The organism is Ventrimonas faecis (assembly GCF_040096075.1).
GTDB lineage: Bacteria > Bacillota > Clostridia > Lachnospirales > Lachnospiraceae > Brotaphodocola > Brotaphodocola faecis.
This window is the reverse complement of record NZ_JBBMFJ010000002.1, coordinates 182235-201189: the sequence shown is the minus strand read 5'-3', so window position 1 is coordinate 201189 and position 18955 is coordinate 182235. Positions and strand designations below refer to the sequence as shown.

Annotated in this window: 21 protein-coding genes; all 21 read left to right on the top strand. The window is 51.8% G+C overall.

Annotated elements, in window-relative coordinates:
• Window positions 1–165: 165 nt before the first annotated feature.
• The 21 genes from WMO41_RS02020 (at window position 166) to WMO41_RS01920 (ending at window position 18954) form a co-directional block, all read left to right on the top strand.
• Window positions 166–711 carry a nitroreductase family protein gene (locus tag WMO41_RS02020; protein WP_349228401.1) on the top strand — a complete coding sequence of 182 codons (546 nt, stop codon included), beginning with the start codon at window positions 166–168 and terminating at the stop codon, window positions 709–711.
• A gap of 51 nt (window positions 712–762) precedes the next feature.
• A complete protein-coding gene (locus WMO41_RS02015) occupies window positions 763–1053 on the top strand; it encodes a hypothetical protein (protein WP_349228400.1) in 291 nt (96 codons plus the stop codon).
• Window positions 1050–2258: a sodium/glutamate symporter gene (gltS, locus tag WMO41_RS02010; RefSeq protein WP_349228399.1), complete on the top strand. Its 1209-nt coding sequence runs from the start codon at window positions 1050–1052 to the stop codon at window positions 2256–2258. Before WMO41_RS02015 ends, gltS begins: the two co-directional genes overlap by 4 nt.
• 47 nt (window positions 2259–2305) lie before the next feature.
• Window positions 2306–2509, top strand: a complete 204-nt coding sequence (locus WMO41_RS02005; protein WP_349228398.1) for a hypothetical protein — start codon at window positions 2306–2308, stop codon at window positions 2507–2509.
• A gap of 172 nt (window positions 2510–2681) precedes the next feature.
• Window positions 2682–3008: a PadR family transcriptional regulator gene (locus WMO41_RS02000; RefSeq protein ID WP_349228397.1), complete on the top strand. Its 327-nt coding sequence runs from the start codon at window positions 2682–2684 to the stop codon at window positions 3006–3008.
• Window positions 3001–3774 (top strand): DUF1700 domain-containing protein, encoded by a 774-nt coding sequence (locus WMO41_RS01995; RefSeq protein ID WP_349228396.1) that lies wholly within the window; start codon window positions 3001–3003, stop codon window positions 3772–3774. Before WMO41_RS02000 ends, WMO41_RS01995 begins: the two co-directional genes overlap by 8 nt.
• Window positions 3758–3940, top strand: coding sequence for a hypothetical protein (locus WMO41_RS01990; protein ID WP_349228395.1), 183 nt, complete (start codon window positions 3758–3760; stop codon window positions 3938–3940). Before WMO41_RS01995 ends, WMO41_RS01990 begins: the two co-directional genes overlap by 17 nt.
• Window positions 3941–3968: 28 nt before the next feature.
• The gene (locus WMO41_RS01985; protein ID WP_349228420.1) at window positions 3969–4163 is read left to right on the top strand and encodes a PspC domain-containing protein; all 195 of its coding nucleotides are present in this window, start codon (window positions 3969–3971) and stop codon (window positions 4161–4163) included.
• Window positions 4164–4240: 77 nt separating this feature from the next.
• Complete coding sequence (locus WMO41_RS01980) at window positions 4241–4450, top strand: alpha/beta-type small acid-soluble spore protein (protein ID WP_349228394.1); 210 nt, start codon at window positions 4241–4243, stop codon at window positions 4448–4450.
• A gap of 113 nt (window positions 4451–4563) precedes the next feature.
• Complete coding sequence (gene cbiD / locus WMO41_RS01975; RefSeq protein WP_349228393.1) at window positions 4564–5763, top strand: cobalt-precorrin-5B (C(1))-methyltransferase CbiD; 1200 nt, start codon at window positions 4564–4566, stop codon at window positions 5761–5763.
• 28 nt (window positions 5764–5791) lie between these two features.
• Window positions 5792–6985 (top strand): cobalt-precorrin 5A hydrolase, encoded by a 1194-nt coding sequence (locus WMO41_RS01970; RefSeq protein ID WP_349228392.1) that lies wholly within the window; start codon window positions 5792–5794, stop codon window positions 6983–6985.
• A 2-nt stretch (window positions 6986–6987) separates the two neighbouring features.
• Window positions 6988–8559, top strand: a complete 1572-nt coding sequence (gene cobK / locus WMO41_RS01965; protein ID WP_349228391.1) for a precorrin-6A reductase — start codon at window positions 6988–6990, stop codon at window positions 8557–8559.
• Window positions 8549–10624, top strand: a complete 2076-nt coding sequence (locus tag WMO41_RS01960; protein WP_349228390.1) for a cobyrinic acid a,c-diamide synthase CobB — start codon at window positions 8549–8551, stop codon at window positions 10622–10624. The genes cobK and WMO41_RS01960 overlap by 11 nt, the downstream gene beginning before the upstream one ends.
• Window positions 10621–11151, top strand: a complete 531-nt coding sequence (locus WMO41_RS01955) for a bifunctional adenosylcobinamide kinase/adenosylcobinamide-phosphate guanylyltransferase (protein ID WP_349228389.1) — start codon at window positions 10621–10623, stop codon at window positions 11149–11151. The genes WMO41_RS01960 and WMO41_RS01955 overlap by 4 nt, the downstream gene beginning before the upstream one ends.
• On the top strand, window positions 11144–12001 hold the full coding sequence (locus tag WMO41_RS01950) for an adenosylcobinamide-GDP ribazoletransferase (RefSeq protein WP_349228388.1): 858 nt from the start codon (window positions 11144–11146) through the stop codon (window positions 11999–12001). Before WMO41_RS01955 ends, WMO41_RS01950 begins: the two co-directional genes overlap by 8 nt.
• Window positions 12002–12094: 93 nt before the next feature.
• Window positions 12095–12418, top strand: a complete 324-nt coding sequence (locus WMO41_RS01945; RefSeq protein ID WP_349228387.1) for a bifunctional adenosylcobinamide kinase/adenosylcobinamide-phosphate guanylyltransferase — start codon at window positions 12095–12097, stop codon at window positions 12416–12418.
• 25 nt (window positions 12419–12443) lie between these two features.
• A complete protein-coding gene (gene cbiB, locus WMO41_RS01940) occupies window positions 12444–13448 on the top strand; it encodes an adenosylcobinamide-phosphate synthase CbiB (RefSeq protein ID WP_349228386.1) in 1005 nt (334 codons plus the stop codon).
• Complete coding sequence (cobD, locus tag WMO41_RS01935; RefSeq protein WP_349228385.1) at window positions 13445–14551, top strand: threonine-phosphate decarboxylase CobD; 1107 nt, start codon at window positions 13445–13447, stop codon at window positions 14549–14551. Before cbiB ends, cobD begins: the two co-directional genes overlap by 4 nt.
• 21 nt (window positions 14552–14572) lie before the next feature.
• Window positions 14573–16183 carry a response regulator gene (locus WMO41_RS01930; RefSeq protein ID WP_349228384.1) on the top strand — a complete coding sequence of 537 codons (1611 nt, stop codon included), beginning with the start codon at window positions 14573–14575 and terminating at the stop codon, window positions 16181–16183.
• A gap of 9 nt (window positions 16184–16192) precedes the next feature.
• The gene (locus tag WMO41_RS01925; protein WP_349228383.1) at window positions 16193–17986 is read left to right on the top strand and encodes a sensor histidine kinase; all 1794 of its coding nucleotides are present in this window, start codon (window positions 16193–16195) and stop codon (window positions 17984–17986) included.
• Entirely contained in the window at window positions 17983–18954 is a 972-nt protein-coding gene (locus WMO41_RS01920) for a substrate-binding domain-containing protein (protein WP_349228382.1), read from the top strand. The genes WMO41_RS01925 and WMO41_RS01920 overlap by 4 nt, the downstream gene beginning before the upstream one ends.
• Window position 18955: the final 1 nt, after the last annotated feature.

Below are 18955 nucleotides of genomic sequence, written 5' to 3'. Positions count from 1 at the left end.
CGATGGTGGCGATGCATCAGCCTTTTTGAGGCCCTTTCGCGGGCCTCCTTTTCATTTTGCAGAAAAGCCGGAAATGTGATATGATATTGCAGGTGGGCAACTGTATTGCTGCACTGACAGGTACAGCTGCCCGGATTGAAGTAAAGTGAGCAGGAGGACATGACGATGGAATTTGAAAAACTGATCGAAGAGCGCAGAAGCATTCGCAAATATGACAGCAGCAGGCGTGCAACAAAGGAACAGATGGAGACTGTGGTTCAGGCTGCAATTCAGGCACCGTCCTGGAAAAACTCTCAGACTGCGCGCTATTACGCTATTTTAGAGGAAGCAAAATGTGAGGCATTTTCCGAGAACTGTCTGCCGCAGTTTAACCAGAACAATTCCAGAGGAGCTTCTTATCTTGTGGCTACCTTTGTGAAAAACCGGGCAGGCTTTAACCGTGAGACCGGAGAACCGGATAATGAGTGTGGAAACGGCTGGGGATACTATGACCTGGGCCTGCAAAGTGAGAATCTGATCCTGAAGGCTAAAGAACTTGGCCTGGATACCCTGATCATGGGAATCCGTGACGCGGCAAAGATTCATGAAATGCTGCACATTCCGGAGACAGAGCAGGTAGTATCTGTCATTGCAGTCGGCTACCGTGATATTGACCCGGAAAAGCCGAAGCGCAAGACTCCGGATGATATTCTGACCTTTGTGGAGGACTGATGCCATTTCGGATATAGACAGACAAAACGGAAAAGAAAGGATATACGGCCTATGAACATTGCGGAAACCCTTGATGAACTGAAGCGGAAAGCCGGAAAAGCTCCGGAACTGAAAAGCCGGATCCTGCAGACCAGAAAGGAAGCCAATCCGCTTTCCGCATTCTGTGTGCTCTGCCGGGAACTGGGATACCAGGTCTATGAGATGGACCTGGCCTGTGCCGGAGAAAGCTTTTACGCGGAAATCAAGCGCAGCACCAATGGCGGTGGGGAGAATTCGCCGCTCTTAAAGGGTGAAGATGATTTTTACGAAATGTTTTTTGCAGAGTTGGAACGGGAATTATGATCATTGAATTAGATATCTACCAAACAATCGCAGCCGCCGTGGCTGCACTGATGCTGGGAAAATTTTTAAGGAGGCGGTGTGCTGTTCTGGAACGGTTCTGCATTCCGGCTCCGGTGATTGGCGGCGTAATTTTTGCAGTATTTACCTGCATCTGTTATATCACCGGAATTGCGGAATTTTCCTTTGACGATACCTTAAAGGAAGTCTGCATGGTATTTTTCTTTACCTCAGTAGGCTTTCAGGCAAACTTAAAGGTGCTTCGGAGCGGCGGCAAAGCCCTTGCGGTCTTTCTGGGACTGGTAATCCTGCTGATTATTTCCCAGAACTTTCTGGCTGTCGGCCTGGCAAAGCTTCTGAGTCTTCCATCCCTGGTGGGCCTTTGCACCGGCTCCATTCCGATGGTGGGCGGACACGGAACTGCAGGTGCCTTTGGACCGGTCCTGGAGAGTATGGGAATTACGGGTGCCACAACCGTCTGCACCGCGGCGGCCACCTTTGGCCTGATTGCGGGCAGCGTCATTGGCGGCCCGATCGGAAAAGGTCTGATTGAGAAATATGACCTTTTAAAAACCATTGTACCGGAGGACAACAGTCTTCTGATCGAGGAAGAGGAGCTTCTGATCGAAGAAGAGAAGAAGCATGAGCGCCATACCACCATGTATCCGGCGGCAGTATTCCAGCTGATTATTGCCATTGGAATCGGCACCTTTGTGTCAGACCTTTTGTCTCTCACAGGATTAACCTTTCCGATTTACATCGGTGCCATGATCTCGGCGGCGGTCATCCGGAATATCGGAGAATACAGTGGAAAATACACAACTCATATGGGCGAGATCAATGACATTGGCGGTATCTGCCTGTCCTTGTTTTTGGGAATCGCCATGATCACACTGAAGCTGTGGCAGCTGGCAGATCTGGCACTTCCGCTTCTGATCCTGCTGTTCGGTCAGGTCCTTCTGATGTTTGTGTATGCGCGGTTTGTGATATTCAACGTGATGGGACGGGATTACGATGCGGCGGTTATCAGCTCCGGCGTGTGCGGATTTGGTATGGGAGCCACACCGAACGCCATGGCAAATATGCAGGTGGTGTGCGAAAGGTATGAGCCTTCCGTGAAAGCGTATCTGCTGATTCCGCTAGTGGGCAGCCTGTTTGCAGACTTTTTGAATACCCTTTCCATTACATTCTTTATTAACTTTCTGTAGCAGCCGGATGGAAATTTCGGCAGAAAAAGAAGGCGGGGGAGAACGCGATGTTTTGGAAAAAAGAGAAGGATCAGAAAAAAGAGCACGATTTTGAAATTGCCAGCGAAGGTCTGGCGGTTCCGGAAATTCATATTGGGAGAAAGAAAGCAGCCCATAAAGAGGAGCATCCGAAAGAACATCATCACGAATCAATTCTGTATGATGATGTGGCAATTCCGGAGGTTCACATTCCGGTAAAACGAAAAAAATAAAATGGGATTGGGAAGCAGGTACGACTGGGAAGAACCAGAACGTACCTGCTTTTTGTTAAAAAACTCTTGACAAACAATATTATATAACATATAGTATATTCAGCAACAATATTATACATTATATAATATAAAAGCTGAAATAATATTACATTATAAGGAAAGGCGGGATCATATGGTTTTTAATACGGGCGCGGCGCTTCTGGATGCCATTGTGCTGTCCGTTGTCTCCAGAGACCAGAATGGAACATACGGATACCGCATCACCCAGGAGGTGCGTGAGGTGCTGGATATTTCCGAGTCCACCCTTTATCCGGTGCTGAGACGGCTCCTAAAGGATGGCTGCCTGGAAAGCTATGACCTGGCAATCGACGGAAGAAACCGCCGCTACTACCGGATTACGGAGAGCGGAAGGCTCCAGCTGAATCTTTACCGCGGAGAATGGAACACTTACGCACAGAAGATATCCAGAATACTTGAGGAGGACACAAAACATGAGTAGAGCAGAATTTATGGAAAAGCTGGAATATCTGCTGCAGGATCTTTCGGAAGACGACCGGGAAGACGGAATCGCTTTTTACCGTGACTATCTGGATGAGGCAGGTCCAGAGCGGGAGGAGGAAGTGCTGCAGGAATTCGGAAGCCCGGAGCGCATTGCGTCCATTATCCGGAGTAATCTAAAAGAAGATATGGAAGATGGCGGTGCTTTTACAGAAAACGGCTTTGAGGATGAGCGTTTCCGGGATCCGGGTTATCAGGTGGTAAAGCGAAAGGATCTCCCGGATCTTCGGGAAGATATGGATGAAAAAGCATTCCATCAGGATTATGAGAAAACGCAGAAATCTGGTGCGGAAAAAAGCCGCAAACGTTCCCAGAAAAGCAACCGGAGAAATATCGTGCTGCTGGTTCTTCTGGCTGTTTTTCTGTCTCCAGCCGTTCTTGGCATGGGAAGCGGAGCCATTGCCGTGGTCTCCACGCTGTTTGCCCTTATTGCCATGGCGGTTCTTGGAATCGGTTTTCTGACTGTGGCGGCCTCCTTTGGCACCGTGATTCTGACGGTGATGGGAGCCGGAATTCTGATTTCCGATTTCTGGGGCGGTGTGACCGTCATCGGGTTTGCGGTGTTTGCGTTTGGGTGTGTGCTCATTGGCATCGCGTTATCCATTCTGACTTATGGAAAATTTGTTCCGTGGTGCATCCGTACGATTGTGAACATCCTGACAGGACTTCTGAAGGGAGGAAAAAAGGTTTATGAAAAAATGCGTTAAATGGTTTTTGCTGGTGGGCATCCTGTTTTGTCTTCTGGGCACGGGAATTGTCACGGCTGGTCTTATGAAGGGCGGAGCCAGAAATGCGAAAACTTATGTGAGAGAATATTATGACCATGCAGAAGAAATCGAGGAACATCTGGATGATTATGTTGGTCATGAATGATAAGGTACAAGGAGAAAGAAACATGGATATGAATAAAAAACTGTATCGTTCCAGTACAAATAAGGTAATCTGTGGTGTGTGCGGCGGAATTGGGGAATACTTTGGCGTGGATCCGACCATCGTGCGTCTGGTCTGGGCGCTGCTTGCCTGTTCCGGTACCGGGCTTCTGGCTTATATCATTGCAGCAGTAGTTATGCCGCAGGAACCGGATGAGATGGAATAGCAGGGATGAATGCGACCTATGAAATGAATAAAACGCAGAGAAACGGGCATGCTCCAAACGAAAGGAGTGTGCCCTTTATGCCGAAAAAGAAAGAAAAGAAACCATTTGATGTGGAACATATGACACCGGAGGAACAGCTGAAATTTGAAATAGCAGAGGAACTTGGCCTGGGAGACCGGGTGCTGAAAGAGGGCTGGCGCTGTCTGACGTCAAAAGAAAGCGGACGGATCGGCGGCCTGATCACAAAACGAAAGAAACAAATGCAGAAGGAATCGGAATCTGTCTGATGCTTGTCAAACTGCGAAAAAGCAAGTATAATAAAAACCGATTACAGCGCAGAAAACAAATTGCGGAATTGACCGTTCACGATTCCAGAACTGCGCCGGAACGGAGTATGCAATTGACAGAGCAAAGACTGAGGAATGGATACACAACCGGGACCTGTGCGGCGGCTGCGGCGAAGGCGGCGGCCGCTTTTTTGTTATGTGGGAAAAACGCTTCCTGTGCCGAACTTATGCTTCCGGGCGGGACAGTATGCCGGATTCCGGTAACACAGAATGGCTGTGGACAGGGCGAGGCCTGCTTTTACGTGCAGAAGGACTCGGGAGATGATCCGGATGTAACCAATGGAACGAAGGTGTTTGCCCGTGTACGCCAGGTGGAAAAATGTGAGTTTGAAGCCTTATGCCGGACTGGAGCCGGATATTATCTGGAGGAGTATCCACAGTTGTATTTAACAGGAGGACAGGGGATCGGCATGGTGACAAAGCCGGGCCTGAGCTGTCCGGTGGGGCATTATGCCATCAATCCGGTGCCGCGCAGTATGATCCTGGGTGCGGTAGAAGAGATTGCGCGAACCGCGGCTTATGAAGAATATCTGCTTATCGAAATCCGGATTCCGGAGGGAGAAGCACTGGCGCTCCAGACCTTTAATCCCAAGCTGGGAATTCAGGGTGGAATCTCGGTTCTTGGCACTACTGGAATTGTAAAACCCATGAGCGAGGAAGCTTTGCTTGAGACCATTCATCTGGAAATCCATATGAAAGCAGTAAACGGAGCAAAGGTACTCCTGATGGCTCCGGGAAATTACGGAGAAGAATTTTTAAAGAAAGAGCTGGGCGTCCCGATGGGAAGCGCGGTGCTCTGCAGCAACTTTGTGAAGGATGCAGTCCTGATGGCAGAGAAAGAGGGCTTTCGGAATCTGCTGTTTGTGGGGCACATCGGAAAACTTATTAAGGTATCGGCCGGTGTGAAAAACACCCATTCCAAATATGGAGATGGCCGCATGGAGCAGATGGCGGTGCTGACAAGGGAACTGGGGCATCCGGAACTGCAGGAATGGGTCCGGGCCTGCAACACCACGGATGATGCGCTGGCTCTGCTAAAGGAGCAGGGGCTCGCAAAGCCGCTCCTATGTCGGACAGCCCGTTACGTCAAAAATTGGATTGAAACCTGGAGTGGTGGAAGAATCACTGCGGAAGCCGTCACTTTTTCCACGGCGCATCAGCTGCTTGGCGCGACAGAGAACTGGCAGAAATTGTTTGATGCCTGGCAGGAGACATCCGGACAGAGCAACCTGGAAACGATGGAATGGCCGTGAACATGCATGGCCGATGAAAGGACTGGTTATGAAACTTGCAGTGATCAGCTTTACCAGGGCAGGCGAAGGCGTCTGCGAAAAACTGACAAACGCGATGACAGCCGCCGGAGTGGAATGCTGTGGTTATACAGGAAGAAAAACAGGGACTGCCGCACTGACATTACAGGCTGTATCCGGTTCACTTTCGGAATGGACCGGGCAGCAGTTTGCCTGCTGTGACGGACTGATCTTTATTGGCGCTGCCGGAATTGCGGTACGCCTGATTGCTCCGTATCTGAAAGACAAGCTCACCGATCCTGCGGTCGTGGTAGTGGACGAGGCCGGGCAGTTTTCCATTTCCCTTCTTTCCGGCCATGTGGGCGGCGCAAACCGTTTGGCAGAATGGACCGCGGAAATTCTTAAGGCGGTCCCGGTCGTGACAACGGCCTCGGATGTGCGGGGCCGGACGGGGATTGATGTCTGGGCAGCAGATCACGGCTTTGCGATCACGGACCGGACGCTGGCAAAAGAAATCGCGGCTGCGCTTCTCGAAGGAGAGAAAATTGGGTTTTTCAGTGATGTACCAGTAGATGCGCCAGAGGCTCCCGGGTATGAGACCGATGTGGTGCACCGGCTAAATGTCTGGGTGACCTGGCAGACGCAGTCATCGCCGGATATACCAGAGCTGGTATCGTTGAAGAAAGCTGGAGGTCGTTGTCAGTCAGATACAGGATTATCCCGTCAGGATATGAGATTCCTGCGTCTGGTTCCGAAAAATCTTGTGCTGGGTGTTGGCTGCCGCAGGGGCACGCCAAAGGAAGCCGTGGAGATGGCAATCCGGCAAACACTGGAGGAACATCACCTGGATATCCGCGGAGTATCCGCGATAGCCAGCATTGATTTAAAAAAGGATGAAGCCGGGCTTTTGGAAACTGCGGCCGGGCTTGCCGTTCCTTTTTCTACATACAGCAGTGAAATCCTGTCAGAGATGCAGGGAGACTTTACAGAGTCCGGCTTTGTGCGTCAGGTGACCGGAGTTGGGAATGTCTGTGAACGGGCTGCGCTTTGCTGTGCGGGAACAGGTGGACGGCTGATCGTGAAAAAGCAGGTGCATACCGGCGTGACGGTGGCTGTGGCTGCAAAAGGTTCCGCTGTCTGCAAAAGCAGGGCAGATGCAGAAATGAAACTGTTCAAAACAGAGGAGCAGAGAGAAGAACAGACAAAATCGGAAGGAGGAGTATGAACATGCAGAGACAGGCATCCGTTGTCATATTTGGCGGAACGTCGGAGGGACGGGAACTGGCAGAATATGCCGAGTCGCATCGGATTCCGGTTCTGGTCAGCGTGGTATCCGGCTATGGTGAGAGCCTGCTGAGAGAAAGTGACATGGTTCGGGTACATACCGGAGCACTGGATGAAACGGCAATGCGGCAGTTTTTGCAGGAAACGGCTCCGAAACTGGTATTAGATGCGACGCATCCCTACGCCCGGGTGGTGACGGAACAGGTGGCCGCCCTGTGCCGGGAACTGGACGTTCCGTATCAGCGTGTTTTAAGAGGTTCCGAACAGACCGCTTCCGCAGAAACCGGGAAGGCAGCTTTAAAAACGGCTCCGGTATTTGTAGTAGATTCTTTACATGATGCCGTAGAATGCCTGAAACAGGATAGCCGGTCTGTTCTTCTCACCACGGGAAGCAAGGAGCTGGAAGCCTTTGCGGCAGACCCGGCCATGCGGGAACGCATTTACGCGCGGGTACTGCCAGACAGTCAGGTCCTGAAAAAATGTGAGGATCTTGACATTCATGGAGCTCATGTCATTGCCATGCAGGGGCCGTTTTCCACAGAACTGAACTGTGCTTTGCTGCGCACTGCGCAGGCCGGGTGGCTTGTCACAAAGGAAGCCGGAAAACGCGGCGGATTTGTGGAGAAAATGGAAGCCGCCAGACAGTGTGGCGTGAGTGTGGTTGTAATCCGGAGGCCGGTCCAGGAGGAAGGAATTTCGCTGGAAGAGGCGAAAGAGCGGATGGATGCGTATCGTGTGAAATCACCGGATGCCAGTAAAACACTGGATTTGCTTCGGAATCTGGTGCAAAATGCAAAGGATTCCGAGCTGGGGGAGAAACAGAAGGATGATTTCGAGCAGACGACGCAGTCTGTTCGTACCCTTAGCATGATCGGCATGGGGATGGGGGGCGGCAAACAGCTTACCCTGGAGGCATTGGAGGTTCTGAAGCATAGTGACATTGTATTTGGTGCATCGCGGATGCTTAACGACCTTGCCCCATGGATTCGGGAAAAACATCAGAAAGCTTATTACCAGCCGGAAAAGATTCTGGACTGGCTGGAAGAACATTCAACCTGTCAGCATGCGGTGATAGTCTGCTCCGGTGATACCGGATTTTACAGTGGCAGCGGAAGCATGATGCGGGAACTGAAATCGCGTTTTGGCACGGCAGAAGCAATTCCCTACGAGGTGAAGGTTTATCCGGGTATTTCTTCCGTATCGGCGCTGGCGGCCCGGTTTGGAATTTCCTGGGATGATGCCTGTCTGGCCAGTGCCCATGGGCGGGACTGCGATGTGGCAGCATTGTTAAAAGAACAGGAAAAAGTCTTTCTGCTGCTGGATGGCAGCAGAAATTTGAAACAGATCTGCCGGAATCTGAAGGAGTCCGGCATGGGAGATACCATGGTCTACGCCGGTGTTCGCATGGGATATAAAGATGAACGTAAGATTTGTGGAACAGCGAAAGCGATGACAGATATAGAGGCAGACAGTCTGACAGCTGTATTTCTGGAGCGAAACAAACATGAGAGATGAATGGTTTATCCGGGGAGACATCCCCATGACAAAAAGTGAAGTGCGTGCGGTATCCATTTCCAAGCTGGATCTGCAAAAAAGCAGCATTGTATACGATATCGGTGCAGGGACCGGATCTGTTTCCGTGGAAGCAGCGCTGCAGGTCCCGGAGGGCCATGTGTATGCCTTTGAGCAAAAAGAAGAAGGCTGCGCGCTGATCCGGGCCAATGCAGAGAAAGCAGGTGTGAAAAACCTGACCGTGGTTCCGGGAAAAGCGCCGGAGTCGTTACCTGGCTATCCGGCACCGGACCAGGTATTTCTGGGCGGCAGCAGTGGCAATATGGACAAAATCCTGGATTTTGTGACGGAATTAAACCCGGCAGTTCAGATCGTGATCAATGTGATCGCGCTGGAGAGTCTGACCCAGGCCATGGCATGGTTTGCCAAAAAGGGCTGGGAGCCGGAAGTGGTCTGCATGCAGGTATCCCATGCCGCAAAGCGCGGGCCATACCATATGATGCAGGCGCAGAATCCGATCTATGTGATCACGGTACAGAACCCGGACGCGAATGCTTCCGTGCTGCAAAAGCATGAAGGCAATGTATCGGCTGTCTCAGACCCGGCACGAAATTTCCAGAATCTGCAGGCACAGACTGCGCAGGGACGACCGGCACGGGCATCCTGGAAGCGGCCCCGTATTCTCCTGGCGGCCCCGGGAAGCGGAAGCGGCAAGACCCTTCTGACCACCGGCCTTCTGACCCTGTTTCAGAACCGCGGCATCCGGTGCCGTTCCTTTAAATGCGGCCCGGACTACATTGATCCCATGTTCCACAAATACGTTCTGGGGATTGACAGCTGCAATCTGGACAGCTTTTTCCTGTCAGAAGAAGAGCTGCGCGCGCTGTTTCACAAACGGGCAGAGAGCGCGGAACTTTCCATTCTGGAAGGTGTCATGGGATATTATGACGGGATTGGAGGCAATTCCCTTTCCGCCAGCACTTACGAGGTGGCAAAGATTACCGATACGCCGGTTATCCTTGTGGTGGACGGCAAGGGAAGCAGCCTGTCCCTGGCAGCGCAGATCAAAGGCTTTCTGGACTATCAGAAGGACAGTCATATCTGCGGCGTGATCTTAAATAAAACGAACAAAATGGTGGGGGAACGCCTGCGCCCGGAAATTGAAAAGCTGGACGTGCGATACCTTGGAGCGGTTCCGGTCTGTGAGACCATGGACATCAAGAGCCGTCATCTGGGCCTTACCATGCCGGAGGAGCAGAGCGAACTGCGCGGGCATCTGGATGCCTTTGCGGAGCAGCTGGCACAGTGCCTGGACGTGGAAGAAATTCTGAAACTGGCGGGATATTCCGAAAAAGAACCAGCGAAAGCCGGAAAAACCATCCAGGAAGACGCAAAAGTAACAGAGACAGCAAGCAGGAAAGCCGGGCAGGCAGGATCTGTGTGTTCACACGCCGTCCACCGCATGGCCGTGGCCATGGATGAGGCATTCTGTTTCTATTATCAGGAGAATCTGGACTTTTTAAGACGGCATGGATGGGAGCTGGTTCCGTTTTCCCCGCTTCACGATGCGGCACTGCCGGATCAGATTGAGGCCATTTTACTGGGAGGCGGATACCCGGAGCTCTACGCAAAGGAACTGTCTTCCAATGAGCCGATGCTTGCGTCCATCCGAAACGCCCATGCATCCGGTATTAAAATCCTTGCGGAATGCGGAGGATTTCTGTATCTGCAGGAGCATCTGGAGGATGAACATGGAAACCAGTGGCCTATGGCCGGCCTGATCCAAGCCGATGGCTTTCGCACGGCAAAACTCGGCCGCTTTGGCTATATTTCCCTGGAACAGGGCGGAGCATGCCGGATCAAAGGGCATGAGTTTCACTACTGGGACAGCACCGCTCCGGGCACGGCATTTCATGCGGCAAAACCGCAGTCAAACCGTGGCTGGGACTGTATGCATCAGACGGACAGCCTGCTGGCAGGATTTCCACATTTGTACTACTTATCCGGCCCGGAGCTGATTTTAAACTTCTTATCCGGTACTGCCACAGAGGGAGAGACAACAGTATGATGCATCTTGTAACCGGCGCATCCGCAAGCGGAAAATCCGCCTATGCGGAGGATCTGCTTGCGGATGCAATGAGCGTGAATAAATATTATATTGCCACCATGCGTCCCTGGGGCACGGAAGGGGCAGCGCGGGTGAAAAAACACCGTGCCATGCGGGAGGGAAAGGGTTTTCAGACAATCGAAGCCTTTCACACGCTGGATGCCTTAAAACTGCCGCAGTCTGGAAGCCTTATGCTGGAATGCATGTCCAATCTTCTGGCAAACGAGCAGTTTGAACTGGGCGGAACGGACGAGGAGATTCTGGCCCGCATAAAAAAAGGCATTCAGAATGTAAAGGAACAGACCGAAACGCTTATTATCGTAACCAATGAGATCTTTTCGGACGGATGTCATTATGATCCCGATACGGTCCGGTACATCCGTCTTCTGGGAACCATCAATATCTGGCTGGCAGGGGAAGCTGACACGGTAACGGAAGTTGTGTACGGAATTCCTATCCGGCAGAAAGGAGAAGAAAACGATGAGTGAACATAAGAACACAGAACCGGGCAGCAGCACGGACACGCAGAGTGTGTCTGAGAACCCTGTGGTGCAGAAAGCCGGAACCCTGCCGCCGCTTCTGGAAAGCTTTGTGATCGCGTTTTCCATGTACTCCCGTATCCCTATGCCCTTTGTGGAGTGGAGCGAGCGGGGCATGAAATACGCCTTCTGCTTTTTTCCGCTGATCGGTGTGGTGATCGGCGCGTGCGTCAGTGCCTTTGCCTGGGCAGCAGAACGGGCAGGACTTGGCGTTCTGGCTTTTGCCCTTCTGGGAACGGCAATCCCGCTGCTGATCACCGGCGGCATCCATATGGACGGATTTCTGGATGTAACCGATGCCAGAAGTTCTTTCCAGAGCCGGGAACGGAAGCTGGAAATCTTAAAGGATCCTCATGCGGGGGCATTTGCCATTGCCGGGTGCGGAGTGTACCTGCTGCTCTATGCGGCGGCTTTTTCCGAGCTTCGGGGAAATGCCTTTCCGGCCATTGCCGGAATTTATGTGATGACACGCGCCATCAGCGGCCTTTCTGTTCTCTGTTTTCCGAAGGCAAGAAAGAATGGCCTTGCAGCTACTTTCTCCAAAGGAACCGGAAGCGGAGCGCCGGCAGTGAAGATCGTGCTTACTGTCTGGCTGTTTGCCGGAATCGCGTTTGTAGTTCTGGTATCCGGTGCAGTCACGGCGGTTGTTCTGACTGTGGCAGCGGCGTCCGCCTTTCTCTGGTATCATCATATGGCCATGCACGAATTTGGCGGGACCACCGGCGATCTGGCCGGATACTTTTTACAGACTGCGGAACTGCTCATGGTTGCGGTACTGGCTGTGTGCGGCCGGATATAAAGGACGGGCAGCGGATACATTCCGCAGCGGTTCTGACGTAGATGCAGCATGTCCGTATCAGAATTTAGAAACAGAACAGGGAGTTTATATCGTATGATTCTTGTGATTGGAGGAAGCTTTCAGGGAAAGAAAGCATACGCGGCGCAGATCTGCGGCGGAGGAACGGTCCTTTCCGATTTTCAGGACCGCGTCCGTGCAGTCCTGGAAGCCGGAGAGGATATCGAGAGGTTTACACGGCAGATTCTTGCAAATCCACCGGCAGTCATTACACTGGATGAAGTAGGATGCGGCATTGTCCCCATGGAAAAAGCAGAGCGGGACTACCGCGAAGCCGTGGGACACGTCGGACAGATGCTGGCGGCGGCAGCAGCAGAAGTATACCGGGTGCAGTGCGGTATTGCATCCCGGATCAAATAATACAGACAAAAGGAATGAGCGCAGCATGAGATTATCACAGCTTTGGATGGAATACGCGGCAGCGGCCTGCATTGGCTTTCTGATCGATTTTATTGTGGGAGATCCCCAGGGACTCTGGCACCCGGTCTGCGGGATCGGGAGCCTGATTTCCCGTATGGAAAAACGGCTACGCGGACGGGTGGCAGATACTCCGAAAGCTTTGCTTCTGGCCGGGGCAGCGCTGGCCGTGACCATTCCCGGTGTAACCGTGGTGATTACGGCACTGATCCTGCTCCTTGCCGGATTCATTCATCCGTATCTTCGCTTTGTGCTTATGTGTGTGTTGGATGGCTGGATTCTTGCGGCCCGTTCGTTAAAAACGGAGAGTATGAAGGTATACCGGAAACTGAAGGAACAGGATTTAGATGGCGCCCGCTATGCGGTTTCCATGATCGTCGGGCGGGATACGGAGAGTCTGACTGCGGATGGGGTCACGAAAGCAGCCGTGGAGACGGTGGCGGAAAATGCCTCCGATGGTGTCATTGCCCCGCTGTTATTTTTGTTCTTTTTCGGTCCGGTGGGCGGATTTTTTTACAAAGCAGTGAATACCATGGATTCCATGGTCGGCTATAAAAATGAAACATATCTTTATTTTGGCCGCGCGGCGGCAAAGCTTGACGATTTGGTCAATTACATCCCGGCAAGGCTTACCGGGCTGGCCTTTGCGGCTGCAGCCTGCCTGATTCCCGGAATGAATGGCAAAAATGCATTCCGGATTTGGCGGAGGGACCGCAGAAACCACAAGAGCCCCAATTCGGCCCAGAGCGAATCGGCCTGTGCCGGAGCGCTGGGCGTGCAGCTTGCGGGGGATGCCTGGTATTTTGGGGAACTGTATCATAAACCGACCATTGGAGATGCGCTTCGTCCGGTGGAGCCGGAGGATATCCCGCGGGCCAACCGCCTGATGTATACCGCCTCCGTTCTGACCCTGGCAGTCTGCACCGCAATGGTGCTTTTCATCTGCCGTGAATGGGGAGGTTGGATTTTATGAGCGGGCAGCAGATATCCAGCCTGGGGCCGGGTATGCCGGTCCGCCATGGCGGTGACATTTACCGGAATCCGGTCCGGCATGATTTTTCCATCAATTTAAATCCCCTTGGCATGCCGGAAGGAGTAAAGCGGAAACTGCTGGAAACCGTGGAGGACTGGGCGTGCTACCCGGACCCGGAATGTGAGGATTTGCGGGCAGCGCTTTCCGCGTTTCACAAGGTCCCGGCAGATCGGATTCTCTGCTCCAACGGAGCGGCAGATCTGATCTATCAGCTGGTGCGGACGCTGAAGCCCAGGCATGCTCTTTTGCTCTCGCCCGGGTTTGCGGAGTATGAGCAGGCACTTTCCTTATCTGGCTGTGAGATAAGCTATGTCCGGCTTTGCCCGGAAACTGGTTTTATCACGGATATCAGCCGGTTTTGCGAACAGATCACACCGGAAACAGATCTGGTGTTTTTCTGTAATCCCAACAATCCGACCGGACATGCGGTGCCGAAACATCAGATGTTACAGATTGCAGAGCGTTGCCAGAAGACCGGCACATGGCTGATCCTGGATGAATGCTTCTGTGATCTGCTGGAAAACCCGGAAGCGTTCAGTGTTGTTTCTGAGACAGAACGGTTTTCCCGGCTATTTATCCTGCGGGCCTTTACCAAGACCTACGCGATGGCGGGATTGCGGCTGGGATACGGGATCTGCGCGGACCGGGATCTCTTACGGACGCTTTCTTTCGGACGCCAGCCCTGGAGCATCTCCGTTCCGGCACAGGAGGCGGGATGCGCGGCACTGGGGGAAGCAGCTTATTTAAATGAGGCAAGGGGCATTTTAAAAACCGGACGGACATATTTAAGCAGGGAACTTCGCCGTCTGGGCTTTGTGGTGTATGACTCAGATATCAACTTCATTTTGTTTTATGATCAAGAAGAATCCAGGCCTCTTTTTTTATACGAGGCCTGTTTAAAACAGGGTGTCCTGCTGCGGGACTGCAGCAACTTCACAGGACTTTCCCATGGATATTATCGTGTCTGCGTCAGCAGGCAGGAGGAAAACCGGGTGCTGATCCATACACTGGAGCAGATCCTGGCAGAGACAAGAAAAAGGTAAAGACAAAGGAGAAGGCAGACCATGAGTTTATATCGGATTATCCTCGTAGATGATGAGGAAGAGGTACGCAAGGGCATCATCCGAAAAATCGACTGGAGCCATCTGGGATTTGAAGTAGTCGGTGATGCGGAAAATGGGGCAGAGGCTCTGGAGAAGATTGAACAGCTGGAGCCGGAAGTGGTTATGACAGACATCCGCATGCCTTTCATGGACGGATTGACTCTGACAGAACGGATCCGGCAGAAATATCCGTCCATGAAGGTACTGATCTTTTCCGGCTTTGATGATTTTGAGTATGCCCAGCAGGCCATCAAGCTGAATGTGACGGAGTATATTCTGAAACCGGTAAATGTAGAAGAACTTTCCGAGATCCTGACCCGGGTAAAAAAGAACTTGGACGAGGAAATCCGCCAGCGGCGAGACGCGGCCCTTCTGAGAGAAAGCTATCAGAAAAGCCTTCCGATCCTGAGAGAGGTATTCTTAAACGACCTGGTGAGAGGAACCTCCGATGCAGGCCAGATTGAAGAAAAACTGAAAGAATACAGCGTAGACATCCTGCATGCGAAAAAATGGCTGACGGCGCTGGTACATATCGAGGCAGAAAGCAGTGAACGGCCGGACGCACTTCAGAAAGAGCTGGTACCCATTTCCGTGCGCCAGATTACGGAGGACCATTTAAAGGACTACTGCCGTTTTACCATCTTTAACTCATCAGCGGGAATCACGCTGATTGCGGCCATTGACGAGGATAATTCTCAGACCGGACTTCTGGATCATCTTGGAGATATCTGCAAGGAGTGCCGGAGAGTCCTGGATGTTACGGTAACCATTGCGTTGGGACACAGCTGCCAGGAGCTTTCGGAAATCAGTCTGGCTTATCAGTCGGCCGTGGACGCGCTGGGCTATAAAACCATTGTCGGGACTGGACAGACAATCTACATCAATGATGTGGAGCCGGTTGGACGCGGCAAGCTAAAGTTTGACAACAGCGATGAAAATGATTTCATCACGGCCGTGAAATTCGGCCCCGAAGAAAAAATCCGTGAAACAGTGCGGAAACTGACCGGCCGCATGGGGGATGCCAAGGTACACGCGCGGCAGCAGCAGCTGTATATGCTGTCCCTGTTTAACTGCGTCACCAGGCTTATGCAGCAGTACGATCTGACCACAAGGGAAATCTTTGATACGGACAAACAGTATCTGGATATTCCGGCGGCCATCGGAAAACCGGAGGAATTTGAGGCATGGATTCTGGAGGTTTCGCTGCGGATCCATGAGAGCCTGAACCGGGAACGAGATAATACCACAAAGAAAGTGATCCTGGAGGCGAGACGCTATATCGAGAATCATTATCAGGATCCGTCTCTTTCCGTGGAGATGATCTGCCGGGAACTCCACATGAGCCCTGCTTATTTTTCCACCATGTTCCGGAAAGTGACCGGGCAGACCTATATCGCCTATCTGACGGAAGTGCGCCTTCAGAAAGCGGTGGAGCTTTTAAATGAAACCGATGATAAGACTTACGTGATTGCCCAGAAGGTTGGGTATCAGGAGCAGAATTATTTCAGCTATGTATTTAAAAAACGGTTTGGCATTTCTCCAACGAAATACCGGGGAGCGCAAAGCAGCTAAGGGGGCGCTATGGGAAAGAAAAAGATTACAGAGCTTTTGGGCCGGGCCAGCATCCGTTCCACCATTTATCTGTATTTTACGATCAGTGCCCTCACGGCGCTGGTGTTCATGGGAATTTCGTTTTACGGCCGTCTGGTCGGGCAGATGACAGCGGCGATCCAGGAAGAAAACCAGACCATGCTGACACAGGTGAACCATTCTGTGGACTCCTACCTGCGCACGATCATGAAGCTGTCGGATTCCCTGTATTATGACGTAATCAAAAACGCGGATCTGTCAAAGGGAAGCATTCACAATGAAATGAACCTGCTGTACGACAACAACCGGGACTGCGTATCCAACATTGCCCTGTTTTCCAAAGACGGGGAACTGATAGATACGGTTCCGGCCGCGCGGATCAAAACCAGTCTGGATGTCACGGCGGAGGACTGGTTCACGGATACACTGGAGCGGACCGAGAACCTGCACTTTACCACGCCGCATGTGCAGTATATTTTTGATAACGATGAAAACCAGTACACCTGGGTCATTACCCTGACCCGCGCGGTGGAGATTACAAAAGGCGTATCCACTGAGCAGGGAATTTTGCTGATTGATATTACTTATGGAAGCTTAAAGCAGCTTTTGGACAGCATCGTGATGGGAAATCACGGCTATCTTTATATGGTCAGTTCCGGAGGACAGCTGATTTACCATCCACAGATGCAGTTGATCGATGCCGGACAGAGAGAAGAAAATTTCCAGATGGCGGCAGGCTACCGGGATGGAAATTACCGGGAATCCTACCAGGGGAAGATCCGTGACGTGACGGTAAAATCCGTGGGCTATACGGGCTGGAAACTGGTGGGGGTGACTCCGGAAAGGGACAGCTATTTAAATACCCTGAAAACCAAATTGTTTATGGTGTTTCTGGTTGCGCTGTTTCTGTTTATGCTTCTCATTGCGAATGCGGCAATTTCTTCCCGCATTACCGTGCCGATCCGGGAACTGGAAAAATCAGTCAATGCGCTGGAATCCGGGAATCTGGATGTTGAGGTTTACCAGGGCGGTTCCTACGAGATCCGGCATCTGGGCCGTTCCATCGGGGACATGGCACGCCAGATCAAGGTTCTGATGCAGGATATCGTGGTGGAACATGAGTCCAAACGTAAAAGTGAGTTTGATACCCTGCAGTCCCAGATCAACCCGCATTTCCTGTATAATACGCTGGATATCATTGTGTGGATGATTGAAAATGAGCAGAAGTCTGAGGCGGTTAAGGTTGTGACGGCACTGGCCCGTTTTTTCCGCATCAGCCTGAGTAAGGGAAAGAGCATCATTCCGGTGCGGGATGAACTGGAGCATGTGCGCAATTACCTGATGATCCAGCAGATGCGTTTTAAGAATAAGTTCACCTACACCATCGACGCAGCGCCCGAGGTGCTTGGATTTGCCAGCCTGAAGCTGATGCTCCAGCCTTTGGTGGAAAACGCCATCTATCACGGAATGGAATTTAAGGACGGCGACGGAATCATTGCCATCACCGCGGAAGAAAAAGAAGATGGACTGTGGTTTACGGTTATGGATAATGGTCTTGGTATGACGCAGGAGCAGGTGGACAGCCTTTTGACGGAGCATGCCCATGTTTCCTCGAAACGGGGATCCGGCATTGGCGTGAAAAATGTAAATGAGCGGATCCGCCTGTATTTCGGAAATGAATACGGACTTTTTATTGAGTCAGAGCCGGATGAAGGCACAACCATCCGCATCCATCTTCCGGCAGTGGATTACCGGGAAATTCTGGAAAAGGAGAAAGCGCAATGAAACGACAGGAAGCATGGCTGATGGCCGGTTTTGGAGTAATTCTGATCCTTTTATATCTGCTTTCCTCTACAAACCTGATCATCAAAGAACGGAAAACGGAAATTTATCCGGTTTCCGTGATCCTGGATGACACCACGGATGAGTCATACCAGAATTTCAAGAAGGGCGTGGACCGGGCGGCCATTGAGCTGAACGCGGATGTCAGCCTTATTACGCTGTATGAGGGAGGAGACGCGAGGCAGCAGATTGAACGGATGGCAAGAGAGCAGCAGGACGGGGCAAAAGCATTGATCGTTATGCCGGTGACGGAAAACGAACTGGAGGAAGCGCTGGCAGAAAAACGGATTCAGATTCCGCTGGTGCTGGTCAACTCCGAACTGCCAAGAGACAAGGTCTCTTCCGTGGTTACTGCCGATTTCGATGCCATGGGAAGAAATCTTGCAAAACAGGTATTGGAAGAACATGGAAACAGCATTCCGGTCTATCTGTTTTATTCCCACAGAGGATCTGCTGCCAGACAGCATTTTCAGGACGGCGTGGAGACGGTTCTGCAGAGCGGGAAATGCGAAATAAAAAAGTTTGAACGCCATGGAGATGGAACATTCCGCAAGGCAATCGAAGAACTGGTTTATCCGGAGCCAGCCAGGGCCGTCATCATTGCCCTGGATCCGGAGAGCCTTCTGGAGACTGCGGCAATCCTGGCAGACAGCAGCGTATATCCGGAACATGTGGACGGTCTTTATGGCCGGGGAACGACAACGCCGGTACTCAATTACCTGGACCGGGGCGTGATAAATGGCCTGTGTGTGACAGATGATTTCAGCACCGGGTATTTGAGCGTAAAGCGGGCCGTGGAAATTCTGGCAAACCAGAAACTGGAGGAAGAGACCGTTCTGGACAGCTATTATATCCAAAAGGACGATTTGAGAAAGCCGGAATTTGAAAAGATGCTTTACCCCATTGAATAAA